Raw genomic sequence first — 13,568 nt, 5'->3', positions numbered from 1 at the left:
AGGACGAGGAGAAAAATTTGTGGCAAACTGTCTGTAAAGGCACGATGAGGTCTCTTCTGTATTGTTAGCGCAACCAGTAGATCACACTTCATCGTGCCTTTCATTTTTCTGGGGATACCTCAGCCCGTTAGGAGAGGGTCAGGGTGAGGGGAAAACCTCAGAGCATGGATACCACCCGTTTCAGTAGCCGGATCCGTGGCTCAATAGAGGCAATATCAAGCCATTCGGCCGGGCTGTGAAAGCCCGCGCCGACCGGACCAAAACCATCCAGCGTCGGAATGCCCAGCGCGGCGATGTGATTGGCATCGCTGCCGCCGCCTACCGCCTGCCAGCTCACCGGCACCTTTTCCGCAGCACCTGCCTTTTCCACCAGCATCATCAGCGAGGCGGTTTCACCGCTCACCGCCATCGCCGGTTTGTAATTCAGACGCCGCAGGGTGGTGGTCACGCCATCAAGAAAACCCTGTTCGCACAAGGTTTCCAGCTGGGCGTGGACACGATCATATTCGCTGTTCTGCCAGTAACGCAGATCCAGCTCAGCGGTCGCGTGGTCGGCCACCACGTTGGATGCGCTGCCGCCCTTTACCACGCCCATGTTCAGCGTTGTGCCGCGTGCGGGATCGGCGAGGGCGTTGATGGCCAGCACAGCCTTCGCCAGCGCGGTGATCGCCGAGCGGCCTTTGTCCGGATCGTTACCGGCATGGGCGGCAACGCCCTTAAAGGTCAGCTGATACCCCGCCAGCCCTTTACGCGCTTTCACCAGCGACCCGTCGGCGCGCGCCGCTTCGCACACCAGCACCACGCGCGCATTTCTGGCAAGTCCGCCTAACCAGGCTTCCGAATGCACCGAGCCGGTTTCTTCATCCGGGTTCATCGCGACCGCAATGCTCAGACGATTTTTATCGGCCGCGGAGAGGCCGCGCATCGCCCACAGAATATTCAGTAACCCGCTTTTCATGTCTGACACGCCGGGGCCGTACAGGCAGGTGTAGTCGCGCTTAAGGGGACGTTCCGCCACCGTGCCGACAGGGAACACGGTGTCGAGATGGCCGACCAGCAGCACATCATAATGGGTGGCCTGCGGCTGATTCGTCACCAGCAGCCCAGGCCCTACCGCGTCGCCGAGGTCAACCTCTGTCACGTGCCACCCCTCCTGACGCCACAGCCCGGCCAGCGTACCCGCAACCTGGGCTACGCCGCTCACCGTCTGGGTGCCGCAATCGACGTTGACCAGCGTTTCTAGCTCATCAATATAGTGATTAATATTCATAAAACGTCCTGTTCTAAATAATGATACGCATCAGTAACATCGCGATGAAAGCGTTGAGCACGGAGATAACGATCATCAACGGGATACGCTGCGCACGGGTGCCAATCACCCCAAGGATGCGCCCCAGGTACTGTACCTGCGAGCCCATCAGATAAATAGCCGGGGCCATGATCGCCAGATGTTCCCCGGTGATAATGCCCTTATCGAATAAGCCGATTGCGACGCCGATACCGCCGCCCATCGACATCCAGCCGCCCATCAGCACCGCTGCCGCTTCGCCCGGCAGACCAAACAGCCCCATCAGCGGGGAAAAAATCATCCCGAGGCCTTTTAGCGCGCCGGTGATCTCCAGCGCTTTGATGATGATAAAGGCCATCACCACGTTGGGCAGCGTGCTGGTGGTGGCGATATTCCAGCCTTTACGCGCCCCGGCGACAAACACATCGGTAATAACAGGATTTGAGGTCGGGTGGCTCATGATGCGGCTCCTTGTACGGTACGATCTTTTTTCTGCGTAAAGCGGATAAACAGGCGCATCAGGTTCGCGCCAACGATTTTCATCACGAACATCACCAGAATGCACATGCCGATAGAGGTGGGAACCGCAGTGCGGCCATCGGCGGCGATCAGCGTAAACAGGATCGCCCCGGAGGAGAAAAAGTTGGTGATCATTGCTCCGGCGGAAAACTGGAACATGGCGAAAACATCTTTTTCACTCTCATCGAGCAGGCCTTCATCCGCCAGATTACGGGTTAAGGACGCGCCGACGTCGGTGCTTTGCAGGCTGCCGATCAGCGCCAGTCCCGCCGTGCCCGGCAGACCCAGCAGCGGGCGCAACAGCGGCGTTAACAGACGGCGAGCGGCATTCAGTGCGCCGTAATGCTCCAGTACGTTAATCATCCCCAGCGCGAACATCACCGCCGGGATCAGCCCAAGGGCGAACAGGAAACCGTCCATCGCGCCGTTGCCGCCGACACCGCGAAAGGCGCTGGTGGAGGTTTTTAGCACCTCGCCGTTCTGGCTGACGCCGGACACCACTTTGCCGAACGCGCCATTAAGGGTGGTGAAATCAAACACCCCGTACCACGCTTTACCGCCCAGCAGCCCTGAGAAAAACACGGCTGCAAAGGCCAGCGCGAGGTAGGCGACGGGGCCAGCTTTACGTTCATCTTGTGTCACATCCATTTGCTTCTCCTTGATTAAAAAAAATCCTCACAAACATAACGGATTATTCGTGATGTATCGGGAGAAAACCGTGAAGCAACCCATTGATGCATATTGATAATTGCTCAAAATCGATAAATCAGAATAGTGACCGAGGTTGTACCAGCTGGCGGGGCGTCCAGAAAGGTTACGCCGGTGGACAAACGCGACGGCTGTTGCAGCCTGGCGGCATGTGCAGAGTGATCGCCGTAACACTGTGAAGTAAATAGCCGGGGCTGGGAGGCGTTTTTAAGGTTTCAACATTGTTAAAATCATAAGGTTGATATAGATACAAAATGTAACATCTCTCTGTCTCAGCCAACGGATACCGATTATGCAAAATTCAGGGAAATACCTCATATGGGCCGCACTGTCAGTGGTGGGTGCCTTCGCTCTGGGCTATATCGCATTAAACCGTGGTGAACAGATCAACGCCTTATGGATTGTGGTGGCGGCGGTCTGCATTTATCTGATTGCTTATCGTTTTTACGGACAGTACATCGCCCGCACCGTGCTGGCGGTAGACGCCACGCGCATGACGCCCGCGGTGCGGCATAACGACGGGCTGGACTATGTGCCGACCGACAAAAAAGTGCTGTTCGGTCATCATTTTGCGGCGATAGCCGGGGCAGGCCCGTTGGTGGGACCGGTGCTGGCGGCGCAAATGGGCTATCTGCCGGGGATGATCTGGATCCTCGCGGGGGTCGTGCTGGCGGGTGCCGTGCAGGATTTTATGGTGCTGTTTGTCTCCACGCGCCGCGACGGACGATCGCTGGGCGAGCTGGTGAAAGAGGAGATGGGGCCGACCGCCGGCGTGATCGCGCTGGTGGCCTGTTTTATGATCATGGTCATCATCCTCGCCGTGCTGGCGATGATCGTGGTGAAAGCCCTGACCCACAGCCCATGGGGGACGTACACCGTCGCCTTTACCATTCCGCTGGCGCTGTTTATGGGGATTTACATCCGCTATCTGCGTCCGGGGCGCATTGGCGAAGTGTCGGTGATTGGCCTGGTGTTTTTAGTGTTCGCGATTATTTCCGGCGGTTGGGTGGCGGAAAGCCCGACCTGGGCGCCGTACTTTGACTACACCGGCGTACAGCTGACGTGGATTTTAGTGGGCTACGGCTTTGTGGCGGCGGTGCTGCCGGTGTGGCTGCTGCTGGCTCCGCGCGATTACCTTTCCACCTTCCTGAAAATCGGCACCATTATCGGGCTGGCGATTGGCATTCTGATCATGCGCCCGACGCTGACCATGCCAGCGCTGACCAAATTTATCGACGGCACCGGCCCGGTGTGGACGGGTAACCTGTTCCCGTTCCTGTTTATCACCATTGCCTGCGGGGCAGTGTCCGGCTTCCATGCGCTGATCGCCTCCGGCACCACGCCGAAGATGCTGGCGAATGAAAATCAGGCCTGCCTGATTGGTTACGGCGGCATGTTGATGGAGTCGTTCGTGGCGATCATGGCGCTGGTATCGGCCTGTATTATCGATCCGGGCGTCTATTTTGCGATGAACAGCCCGATGGCGGTGCTGGCTCCCGCCGGTACGGTGGACGTGGTGGCATCGGCGGCGCAGGTGGTCAGTGGTTGGGGCTTTAGTATTACGCCGGAAACGCTGACGCAGATCGCAAATGAAGTGGGCGAGCAGTCGATTATATCCCGTGCGGGTGGTGCACCGACGCTGGCGGTGGGGATGGCGTACATTCTGCACGGCGCGCTCGGCGGCATGATGGACGTGTCGTTCTGGTATCACTTTGCGATCCTGTTTGAAGCGCTGTTTATCCTGACGGCGGTAGATGCCGGAACGCGCGCGGCGCGCTTTATGTTGCAGGATCTGCTTGGCGTGATAAGCCCGGGGCTAAAACGCACCGATTCGCTGCCCGCGAACCTGCTGGCGACGGCGCTGTGCGTGCTGGCATGGGGTTACTTCTTGCATCAGGGCGTGGTGGATCCGCTGGGCGGTATCAATACCCTGTGGCCGCTGTTTGGTATCGCCAACCAGATGCTGGCGGGAATGGCGCTGATGCTGTGCGCGGTGGTGCTGTTCAAAATGAAGCGCCAGCGTTATGCCTGGGTGGCACTGCTGCCAACCTCATGGCTGCTGATTTGTACCCTGACGGCGGGCTGGCAGAAAGCGTTTAGCCCGGATGCTAAAGTCGGTTTCCTGGCGATCGCTAACCGCTTCCAGGGGATGATCGACAGCGGCAATATTCCGGCGCAGTACACCGTTTCGCAGCTGCGTCAGCTGGTGTTTAACAACCGTCTCGACGCCGGACTGACTATCTTCTTTATGGTGGTTGTGGTCGTGCTGGCGTTTTACTCGATCAAAACCGCGCTGGCGGCGTTGAAGGTGGATCAGCCTACGGCCCGAGAAACGCCGTACGAGCCGATGCCCGAGAACGTGGATCAGATAGTGACGCAGGCAAAAAGCGCCCACTGATATTTCCCCCCACCCCGGCCCTCTCTCGAAAGGAGAGGGAGAAAAGCGGGCCTGACCCTCTCCCTGGCGAGAGGGTTAGGGTGAGAGGGGGCCATCACACAACAACGGAGTCACTATGTTCGATACGCTATCGAAAGCCGGAAAATACCTGGGCCAGGCCGCGAAAATGATGATCGGCGTGCCGGATTACGACAACTATGTCGAGCACATGCGGCAGACTCATCCCGACCAGACGCCAATGACCTATGAAGCGTTCTTCCGCGATCGGCAGGACGCTCGCTACGGCAGCAAAGGCGGCGCGAAGTGCTGTTAGCCTTCTTTCGGTAAATAAAGGCTGATCTGTTCCTGCTTGCAGCCGTAAATCGCCGCAAGTTTTTCGCGGGTGCGTTTCTGCGGTCGCGAATCTTTTGCTTCAAGCTGTGAAACGGCAGACTGGCTGATACCCAGTTTGTCAGCCACGTCCTGTTGCGACAAACCACGTAAAATACGCCATGCGGCCTGCAGGCTGACGTCCTCGCGGGACATCACCAGGCACACTTCATGGGGTAATTTTTCGTTGTCATATTTGTCGGACTCCGCCGGTACATCCTCCCAGTCTGTTTCATCCTCGTCGTCGTACTCCAGCATGGCTAAACGCATACGAAAATATTCGTGGTAAGGGATAACAACGTACTGGGGTTTTCCTTCTTCATCATTGATGTACTGAACAGTCATAATGTGCACGCTCCTCATGCAGATAAGTGGTTGAGGTTCTGCGCTTTACCGCCACGATGTAGCAGATATTCAGCGGCTCCTCTTCCAGAGTGAAGATGACACGATAATCGCCCACCCTTAACCGGTAGTGATCCAGAGGGAGGGTCAATTTTTTTACATCCGGCCGTGGTGCACAGCGGTCGCCAATATCATGGATCCTTTGCATGATTTTTCGCTGGTAACCCACATCGAGTTTTGCAAAACGCCTGCCTGCCGCTCTTGACCAGATAATCTTCATCTGTTGTACCTCCACTGTACGCCTGCATGGAAAATAAGTAAATAATAAGATAATTAGATAAATTCCTAATTACTTATGGCACGAGCGTAGAGCAGTTCGCCGCTGTAAAAAAGCGGCAAAAGAAGGTTTGTCGTGGCGCGTCGTAAAAACCTCTGCCGGGCGACAGAGGGTTGCAGGGAAAGTGGATCAGCGGCTGAGGTTTTCCACTTTTTCAAACGCCGCCCGCAGGGAGGCCGCGGTCACCGGCACGGGCAGGGCATGGATGGATTCCACCGGGCGCAGCGTATGCGCAATCACCAGGTCCAGTTCGCTCGCATGGTGAAGGTCTACTTCAAGTTCCGCCAGCGTAGTCGGCAGCCTGAAGCGTTTATAGGCGGCGATGAGCTGCGCCAGCACGTCATCCTGACCGAGGAGGGCGCTCTGCACCAGAATGCCGTAGGCGACTTTAGTGCCGTGCAGGTATTTCTCGGTTTGCGGCAGTACCGTCAGCCCGTTATGCACCGAGTGCGCTGCTGCCACGCGGGTGTAGCGCTCACCCAGTCCACCCACCATGCCGCCGCCGGCGATGATCGCGTCCACCACATCCCGGAAGGCCTGCGTCACTTCACCCCGCGCCTGATCCGCCAGCGCCGCTTCACTGCTGTCTAACAGCACATCGCGGATCGCCAGCGCGCCGTTAATACCCAGTCGCACCGTCAATGGCAGGGTTTCTGGCTGCGGGGCCAGCACCACCGCTTCGTACCACTTCGCCAGCGTATCGCCAATGCCCGCCAGCAGGTATTCCGCCGGGGCGTCCAGAATGATTTGCGGCTCTACCAGCACCAGAAAGTTGGCGTCGTCGAAGATCTCAAAATGCAGCGCCTGCCCGGCGTCGTTATACCAGACAGAGAGCGGCGTCCAGGCCGCGCAGGTGGCGGCGATGGTTGGGATAGCCACTACCGGCAGCGCCAGCCGCCGCGCCACCGCTTTGACGGTATCCAGCAGCGCGCCGCCGCCCAGCCCAATCACTACGCTGCGATCGCCTCCCGCCTGTGCCGCCAGCTCCGCCACATCGCGCTCGCTACAGTGCCCCTTAAACAGCAGGTGCTTCGCCCCCGGCGCATGGAAGCTCTCCGGCAGGTAAGGCGTGGCGGCGGCGATGGCCCGCTCACCGTAGATCCAGACCGCACGGGAAAGCTGTTCCGGGGTGTAAAAATCGTGCAGGCGCGAAAGGCTACCCGCATGGGAATAGTAGTTGGCGGGGCCGGGTACAACGCGAATATCGGTGTTGCTCATGAGTGTGTCCTTGTGCGTGATCGCTAACCCGATGTTATGTCTGGACATCCGGATGGCTAATATTATTTTGCTTTATCTTATGCCTTTTCCGTAGTTGTCAGTCAAGCCGCGCTGTGAAAAATTCATGAAATCAATCTATTAATCACAGGGATTTGCAGCGAATGAGCGTTAACCATCTCGACATGCGCGCCATCACGCTCGCCTTTGCGGGTGTCAACGCGCTGTCGCAGGTCGATTTCACCCTGCGCGGCGGAACGGTACATGCCCTGACCGGCGCGAACGGCGCGGGAAAATCCACGCTGATGGCGGTGCTGTGCGGCACCCACGATCATTACGAAGGGGAGATCGCCATCAATCACCAGGTGGTTTCCATTCGCTCGCCACGAGATGCGAAGCAGTTAGGTATTCATCTGGTGCAGCAGGAAGTGGATGTGGCGCTGATCCCCGGCTTATCGATTGCCGAAAATATTATGCTCGACCGGCTGGCGGAGCCGGGCCATGCCTGGCACTGGACGAAAGTTCGTCAGCAGGCACGCGCCGCGCTGGCGCAGCTGGACGTTACCCTGGACGTGCGGCGCTCCATTGACAGCTGCACGCTGGCAGAAAAGCAGCAAATTTTGCTGGCGCGCGCGCTGTCTCACCACTGCCGCTTTTTGATCCTCGATGAACCCACCGCCCCCCTTGATCAGCATGAAAGCGAGCGGCTGTTTGCGGTGGTACGCCGCCTGCAACAGCAGGGGATCGCCGTGGTGTTTATCTCTCACCGTATCCATGAACTGAAAGCCATTTGCGACACCTTAACGGTGCTGCGGGACGGCAGGCTGATTGAGTCCGGGCCGATGGACAATCTGCCAGGCGATGCGATCGTCGAAAAGATGCTCGGCCACGAGCTGAGCGATATTTACCCGCCGAAACGCGCCCGGTACAGCGACGAGACGCTGCTGCGGGTGGAGGGGCTGCACGACGAAGGGCTGTTAAAAGACATCTCGTTGCAGCTACGCAAGGGCGAAATCCTGGGTATTGCCGGGCTGGCGGGCGCAGGCAAAACCGAGCTGTGCAAGGCGCTGTTCGGTGCCAGCAAAAGCCGTGTCAGCCGCGGAGAGCTGAACAGCCAGCCGTGGAAACCGCGCGATCCGGCGGATTCGGTACTGCGCGGTATCGCGCTGGTGCCGGAGGAGCGTCGCAAAGAGGGCATTTTCATCGACGAATCGGTGAGCATGAATCTGGCGGTCAGCGCGGATAACCATTTTTCCCGTGGCGGGATCTTCAGCCATCGCAAAGCCTGGCGCTGGGCGCAGGAGGTGATCGCCCGTACCGGCGTACGTACCACCGGGCCTGGGCAACTGCTGCGGCGGCTGTCTGGCGGTAATCAGCAGAAAGTGGCGATTGGCAAATGGCTGCGCGGTAACGCCAACGTACTGATTTTTGACGAGCCGACCAAAGGCGTGGATGTGAAAGCCAAAACCGATCTTTTCCATCTTATCGACGGGCTGGCGCGGGAAGGGAAGGGCGTGATCTACGCCTCCGGCGAGTTTGCCGAGCTGGTGGGGTTGTGCGATCGCATTTGTGTGTTGTGGGACGGCAGGATCGTGGCGGAAATCGCCGGGGCAGACGCCCGTGAAGAGACATTACTTTATTATTCGACCGGAGGTACGGCGTCGTGAGCAAGGCCCTTTCAGTGAATGCGACGGCATCGGGCCGTCAGCAGTTTTTCGATTTTCTCTATAAATGGGGCATGTTGCTGACCGTGGTGGTGCTGATCGCCGTGTTTGGCCTCGCCTCGGATAACTTCCTCGATCCGTTCAACATCATCAATATTCTGCGCTCGATTGCCATTGTCACGGTGATCGCCGTGGGTGTGTCCATTTCCCTCACCGTGGGCGGTTTTGACCTGTCGGTGGGATCGACCGCATCGCTGGCGAACGCGCTGGTGATTTCGCTGTTTGTCTGGCATGGCTTTGGCACCACCGAAGCGATTCTGGTGACGCTGGCGCTCTGTACGCTGGTGGGGTTGTTTAACGCCTTTCTGATCGTCGTGCTGCGCATTCCCGACATGCTCGCCACGCTCGGCAGCCTGTTCGTCATTCAGGGCGTGGCGATGACGTACAGCTACGGCGGCTCGATTACGCAAAACATGCTGCTGCCCAGCGGCGAGATGGCGGAAGGGCTGATCCCGGACGGTTTTGCGCTGCTCGGTCAGGTGCCGGTGATCGTCATTATCATGCTGGTGGTAACGGTGGTGGCACAGCTGGCGCTGTCGCTGACCACCCACGGTCGTCGCATGTACGCCATCGGCGGTAACCCGGAAGCGGCGCGCCTCTCCGGTATCCGCACCACCCGCTACAAGGTGGCGGCCTATGTGATTGCCTCGCTGCTGGCGGGACTGGGCGGCATTTTGCTGGCCTCGCGCATTGGCTCTTCGCAGGTGAATGCCGGTGGCGGTTATCTGATGGATGCGGTCGCGGCGGCGTGGATCGGCTTTTCGCTGGCTGGCTCCGGCAAACCGAATGCGCTCGGTACGCTGTTGGGCGCGGTTATTCTCGGCGTGCTGTCGAACGGGCTGGTGATGCTGTCGGTTCCGTATTACGCCATGGACATTATTAAGGGGCTGGTGCTGGCCGGCGCTCTTGCACTCACTTATTTCCAGCGCCGTTAATTCATTATTCAGGGGAAACAGAGATGAAAAAATTTGCACTGTCACTGCTGGCGCTGGGCTTACTGAGTTCAGTACAGGGTTATGCCGCCACGCCTGCGCCGGTTCCGGCTGCCATTGCCGAGCATAACGGGCCGATCCGTATCGCGGTTATTCGCAACCTTGGCTCCGACGACAACACCACGCAGTTTGTCTCCGGCGCGCTGACCGAAGGTAAAAAGCTCGGCTTTAAGATCAGCACCTTTTTAAGTAACGGCGATGACGCGAAGTTTCAGGATTTTGTGAACCAGGCGATCAGCCAGAAATACGACGGCATTATTCTTTCCCAGGGGCGCGATCCTTATTCCACTGAACTGGTGAAGAAAGCGGTGGACGCAGGCATTGCGGTGTCGGTGTTTGATACTGCGGTGAAGGGTGAGATCCCGGGTGTCACTGTCACCCAGCAGGATGACGCCTCCCTGACGGATCTGTCCTTTGGTGAGCTGGTGAAAGACTTCAACGGCAAGGCGAACATCATCAAACTGTGGGTCGCCGGGTTCCCGCCGATGGAGCGTCGCCAGGCCGCCTATCAGGAACTGCTGAAGCAGCATCCGGGTATCAAAGAACTGGAGTCCATTGGCGCAGTGTCGTCGGACGTGCAGGGAGATACCGCCAACAAAGTCGGCGCGGTGCTGGCGAAATACCCGAAAGGGCAGATCGACGCCATCTGGGGCACCTGGGATGCGTTCAGTCAGGGCGCGTATAAGGCGCTGAAAGAGAATGGCCGCACCGAGATCAAACTCTACAGCATCGACATCTCCAATCAGGATCTCCAGCTGATGCGCGAAGCGGGCAGCCCGTGGAAAGTGAGCGTGGCGGTGGATCCGAAGTTGATTGGTGCCACCAACGTGCGGCTGATCGCCAATAAGATCGCCGGTGAGAAAACGCCTGCCACCTATGACTTTAAAGCCGCCGCGATCCCGCAGGCGCTGCTGGCCAGCCAGCCGGGCAACGTGAACGTCGCGGCGCTGGGTAAAATTATCCCGGGCTGGGGCCAGACGGAAGACTTTATCGCCCCGTGGTTTGCGACGCTGGAAGCGAAGCAGAAATAATGTTGCCCGGAGGCGCTCAGCGATCCGGGCCTACAAAATTGCATGGGCGAAATCATGTTGCCCGGTGGCGCTCGCGCTTACCGGGCCTACAAAAAACCATGCGCGACATCATGTTGCCCGGTGGCGCTTGCGCTTACCGGGCCTACAAAAACCGCATGGGCGAAATCATGTAGGCCGGTGCAAGCGCAGCGCCGCCCGGCAAAATCGCAACACGGCAAATGGCAACACGGCAACATGCCAACAAGGAGATAACGTGGCTTCTTATTTACCCACCCCCGACTACAGCCGCAATATGCGGCTGATCGGCCACAGCGATCAGGGTGGCCGCCCGGACGGGGTGCAACTAATGGTGCATCGCGGCTTTGCGTATATCGGCCATATGGTGTCGCAGGGCTTTTCCATTGTGGACGTGCGCGATCCTAAAAACCCCACGCCCGTCGGATATGTGCCCGCGCCGCCAGGTACCTGGAATGTGCATTTGCAGGCGCATGACGATCTGCTGCTGGTGATCAACGCCCGGGATCTGTTCGCCGATGCCCGTTTTGCCGATGAAAAGGTCTATTACACCCGCTCGGTGGGCGAGACGGTGCGCGATGTGCAGGACAAAGGCTGGAGCGCCGGGCTGCGCATTTTTGATATTTCAGTGCCGGACAAACCGCGCGAAATCAGTTTCCTGTCGCTGAACGGCATCGGCATTCATCGCATCTGGTACGTGGGCGGGCGCTGGGCCTATGTTTCTGCGCTGATCGACGGCTTCACCGATTATATTTTCCTGACCATCGATCTGGCGGATCCGCGCAAACCAGAAGTGGCCGGACGCTGGTGGCTGCCGGGAATGCATCAGGCGGCGGGCGAAACCCCGTCGTGGCCGGAAGGCAAACGCTACGCGCTGCATCACGCCATTATTGCCGGCGATACCGCTTACGGCAGCTGGCGCGACGGCGGGCTGACGCTGCTGGACGTGAAAGATCGCACCCAGCCGAAACTCATCAGCCACCGCAACTGGAGCCCGCCTTTTGGCGGTGGCACACATACCGCGCTGCCGTTACCGGACAGGGATCTGCTGGTGGTGCTGGACGAAGCGGTGCTCGACAATCAGGAAGATGGCGAGAAGCTGATCTGGCTGTTTGATATTCGTGAGCCGTCAAACCCGGTGAGCATCGCCACTTTTCCGCAGCCGAATGAAACCGACTACGTGGCGAAGGGCGCGCACTTCGGGCCGCATAACCTGCATGAAAACCGGCCTGGCAGCTTTGTCAGCTCGACGCTGATCTTCGCCACCTACCAGAATGCCGGGGTGCGGGCCTACGACATCTCCCATCCGTACCGCCCGGTGGAAACCGGTGCGCTGGTGCCTGCCGCACCGGCCACCATGATGGATACCCGGCCCGGACGCCCGCAGGTGATCCAGTCCTGTGATGTCTTCGTCGATGCGGCGGGGATCATCTACAGCACGGATTATAACGGCGGCCTGTCGGTGATCGAATATCTCGGTTAGCGTCAACGCGCCTTACCGACGCAGGCCTTCTGCTAACAGCACGAAGGCCTGCGTGGCTTTAGGCAGTCGCTCATCCGGCGCGTCTGCTGCCGCCACCCACAGCGCGGCATTCATCGCCGCCCCGTTCAGCAGACGGGCAGCGGCTTCCACGTCCACTGCTTTCATGATCCCCTGAGCGATCATGCCGCTGATCGCCTGACAGGTGGCTTCCAGACAGGCGTTCTGGCTGGGCCAGCCTGAGGGATCGCCGAGAAACGCCGGGCCGTCGAGCAGCACAATGCGCTGCACTTCCGGATCGCACGCCATTTCAATATACGCTGTTCCTTCGGCAAGCAGTCGCTCCCAGCCCGCCGCCGCCGCGCTGGCGCGTGCTTTTGCCCGCTGCGCCATTTCTCCGTCCACCTGCGCCACCACGGCCGCCAGCAGGCCGCGTTTATCACCAAAATTATGGTACAGCGCACCACGGGTCAGCCCGGCGCTGGCGGTGAGTTCATCCATTGACGCCGCCGCAAAGCCTTTTTCCGCAAAGGCCTTACGGGCAGCGGCGATAAGTTTGTTGCGGTTCTCTTCCATCATTTCAGCACGACGACCGACGGCCATATAACGCTCTCCTTTATTTCATATACGCCGCGTATTTTAAATTGACATACGCGGCGTATGCAAAGATACTCGATTTCACATACAGAGTGTATGTTAAATGATCCCGGCGCGCGACGCCCGGCGTTTTTAGCTGAATAGCAGAGGTGAGTGATGACACAACGTGAAGCGATATTTCCGGCCAGCCGCCATGCGCTGTATGAGCAACATGGTTATTCGGCGGCGATCCGCTCCGGGGATTTGCTGTTTGTTTCCGGTCAGGTGGGCAGCCGGGAAGACGGGACGCCGGAGCCGGATTTTGCCGCGCAGGTGCGACTGGCGTTCGCGAACCTGCAAGATACGCTGGCGGCAGCCGGTTGCGGGTTAGACGATTTAATTGATGTGACGACCTTTCACACCGATCCGGAAAATCAGTTTGCGACCATTATGGCGGTGAAGCAGGAAATTTTTCCGCAGGCGCCCTATCCAAACTGGACGGCGGTGGGCGTCAACTGGCTGGCGGGCTTTGATTTTGAAATCAAAGTCATTGCCCGCATTCCGTAATGAGCCG

At 58.6% G+C, this 13,568-nt stretch carries 14 protein-coding genes; 7 read left to right on the top strand and 7 right to left on the bottom strand.

Going from position 1 to position 13,568, the window contains the following annotated elements; all coding sequences use genetic code 11:
- Nucleotides 1-157 precede the first annotated feature (157 nt).
- From KW828_RS16280 to KW828_RS16270, 3 genes are read right to left on the bottom strand one after another with little or no spacing between them, the layout of a single operon-like run.
- The gene (locus KW828_RS16280) at nt 158-1,270 is read right to left on the bottom strand and encodes a M20 family metallopeptidase (protein WP_218337364.1); all 1,113 of its coding nucleotides are present in this window, start codon (nt 1,268-1,270) and stop codon (nt 158-160) included.
- A gap of 13 nt (nt 1,271-1,283) precedes the next feature.
- Nucleotides 1,284-1,748: a YjiG family protein gene (locus KW828_RS16275; protein WP_218337362.1), complete on the bottom strand. Its 465-nt coding sequence runs from the start codon at nt 1,746-1,748 to the stop codon at nt 1,284-1,286.
- Complete coding sequence (locus KW828_RS16270; RefSeq protein ID WP_218337361.1) at nt 1,745-2,455, bottom strand: nucleoside recognition domain-containing protein; 711 nt, start codon at nt 2,453-2,455, stop codon at nt 1,745-1,747. The genes KW828_RS16275 and KW828_RS16270 overlap by 4 nt, the downstream gene beginning before the upstream one ends.
- Before the next feature lie 352 nt (nt 2,456-2,807).
- Here KW828_RS16270 and cstA point away from each other — a divergent pair, with 352 nt between their 5' ends.
- Nucleotides 2,808-4,913, top strand: coding sequence for a pyruvate/proton symporter CstA (gene cstA / locus KW828_RS16265; RefSeq protein ID WP_218337360.1), 2,106 nt, complete (start codon nt 2,808-2,810; stop codon nt 4,911-4,913).
- Between the two features lie 115 nt (nt 4,914-5,028).
- Nucleotides 5,029-5,226: a YbdD/YjiX family protein gene (locus KW828_RS16260; protein ID WP_218337359.1), complete on the top strand. Its 198-nt coding sequence runs from the start codon at nt 5,029-5,031 to the stop codon at nt 5,224-5,226.
- Here the strand turns inward: KW828_RS16260 and KW828_RS16255 are convergent.
- The 3 genes from KW828_RS16255 to KW828_RS16245 form a co-directional block, all read right to left on the bottom strand.
- The gene (locus KW828_RS16255) at nt 5,223-5,627 is read right to left on the bottom strand and encodes a helix-turn-helix domain-containing protein (protein ID WP_218337357.1); all 405 of its coding nucleotides are present in this window, start codon (nt 5,625-5,627) and stop codon (nt 5,223-5,225) included. The genes KW828_RS16260 and KW828_RS16255 overlap by 4 nt on opposite strands.
- A complete protein-coding gene (locus tag KW828_RS16250) occupies nt 5,605-5,904 on the bottom strand; it encodes a type II toxin-antitoxin system RelE/ParE family toxin (RefSeq protein ID WP_218337355.1) in 300 nt (99 codons plus the stop codon). Before KW828_RS16250 ends, KW828_RS16255 begins: the two co-directional genes overlap by 23 nt.
- Before the next feature lie 186 nt (nt 5,905-6,090).
- Nucleotides 6,091-7,179, bottom strand: a complete 1,089-nt coding sequence (locus KW828_RS16245) for an oxidoreductase (protein ID WP_218337353.1) — start codon at nt 7,177-7,179, stop codon at nt 6,091-6,093.
- Nucleotides 7,180-7,340: 161 nt separating this feature from the next.
- Here KW828_RS16245 and KW828_RS16240 point away from each other — a divergent pair, with 161 nt between their 5' ends.
- The 4 genes from KW828_RS16240 to KW828_RS16225 all read left to right on the top strand — a co-directional run bounded on the left by KW828_RS16240 (nt 7,341) and on the right by KW828_RS16225 (nt 12,421).
- Complete coding sequence (locus KW828_RS16240; protein WP_218337352.1) at nt 7,341-8,843, top strand: sugar ABC transporter ATP-binding protein; 1,503 nt, start codon at nt 7,341-7,343, stop codon at nt 8,841-8,843.
- Nucleotides 8,840-9,835 (top strand): ABC transporter permease, encoded by a 996-nt coding sequence (locus tag KW828_RS16235; protein ID WP_218337351.1) that lies wholly within the window; start codon nt 8,840-8,842, stop codon nt 9,833-9,835. Before KW828_RS16240 ends, KW828_RS16235 begins: the two co-directional genes overlap by 4 nt.
- A 23-nt stretch (nt 9,836-9,858) precedes the next feature.
- Nucleotides 9,859-10,923, top strand: a complete 1,065-nt coding sequence (locus KW828_RS16230) for a sugar ABC transporter substrate-binding protein (RefSeq protein WP_218337350.1) — start codon at nt 9,859-9,861, stop codon at nt 10,921-10,923.
- A gap of 292 nt (nt 10,924-11,215) precedes the next feature.
- On the top strand, nt 11,216-12,421 hold the full coding sequence (locus KW828_RS16225) for an LVIVD repeat-containing protein (RefSeq protein WP_218337375.1): 1,206 nt from the start codon (nt 11,216-11,218) through the stop codon (nt 12,419-12,421).
- 12 nt (nt 12,422-12,433) lie between these two features.
- Here the strand turns inward: KW828_RS16225 and KW828_RS16220 are convergent, their stop codons facing one another.
- Nucleotides 12,434-13,021: a TetR/AcrR family transcriptional regulator gene (locus KW828_RS16220; RefSeq protein ID WP_218337349.1), complete on the bottom strand. Its 588-nt coding sequence runs from the start codon at nt 13,019-13,021 to the stop codon at nt 12,434-12,436.
- Nucleotides 13,022-13,171: 150 nt separating this feature from the next.
- On the opposite strand from KW828_RS16220, the gene KW828_RS16215 reads away from it, so the two are divergent.
- Entirely contained in the window at nt 13,172-13,561 is a 390-nt protein-coding gene (locus KW828_RS16215; RefSeq protein WP_218337347.1) for a RidA family protein, read from the top strand.
- The last annotated feature ends 7 nt before the right edge of the window (nt 13,562-13,568 follow it).

The organism is Enterobacter sp. ENT03 (genome assembly GCF_019218745.1).
Lineage (GTDB): Bacteria > Pseudomonadota > Gammaproteobacteria > Enterobacterales > Enterobacteriaceae > Enterobacter_D.
The sequence above is the reverse complement of the archived record's forward strand: the minus strand, read 5'-3'. Positions and strand labels throughout refer to the sequence as shown.